This window comes from Pseudomonas sp. RA_35y_Pfl2_P32, from assembly GCF_963970735.1.
Taxonomy (GTDB): Bacteria; Pseudomonadota; Gammaproteobacteria; order Pseudomonadales; family Pseudomonadaceae; genus Aquipseudomonas.
This window is the reverse complement of sequence record NZ_CAXAQF010000172.1, coordinates 1-549: the sequence shown is the minus strand read 5'-3', so window position 1 is coordinate 549 and position 549 is coordinate 1. Positions and strand designations below refer to the sequence as shown.

The window sequence follows — 549 nt, the reverse complement described above, 5'->3', positions numbered from 1 at the left end:
CTGGTTGAGGGTGAAAAAGGTCATGGTGCTAGCGTGCCAGTTGCGTTCGCCGAGCTGGTGTTCGCGGATGAGCGCGGGGCGATTGGCGCGGCGGGTCTGCAGTGCGGCGATCGTCGACCATTTCACGCCATCGCGCCGCCGCAGGTCGCTGGGATGGCGCGGAACGACAAAGTCGAGTGCGAAGAGCGCGCGGCGTTGTGCGTTGGAGAGGTTGCACCAGATGCGATCACGCGCGACGCGACACGAGCTGCAGCGGCAGCCGAGATGCGGGGTGCGAGCGTCGTGCTTCACTGCCCGTACCCCATGCTGGTGAGTGCTTTCGCGACGAGGTTCCACACATGAAGGCGCAGGCGCTCATGACCGAGGACACGCCCTTCGCGCTGAAAACTGTTCGCGAGCATCGCCTTGTGCAGCGCCTCGAGCGAGCGACCGCGCATCGTGCGTGCGCGGTAGTCGCCGCGCTGCACGGTTCCACCGATGTTATCGATGGTCATGCGAGCAATCTCGCTCTTCTCTCCCGTGATAGCCGACCAAAGCTCGACCTTGATG

General features: G+C 64.3%; 2 protein-coding genes. Both read right to left on the bottom strand.

Annotation, left to right across the window (positions count from 1 at the left end; genetic code table 11):
* A partial coding sequence (locus AACY45_RS27705; protein WP_339548660.1) for a hypothetical protein occupies window positions 1-291 on the bottom strand: 291 nt, incomplete at its 3' end.
* Window positions 288-549: hypothetical protein (locus tag AACY45_RS27700; protein WP_339548659.1), on the bottom strand; the 262-nt coding region annotated here is incomplete at its 5' end. The genes AACY45_RS27700 and AACY45_RS27705, both read right to left, overlap by 4 nt.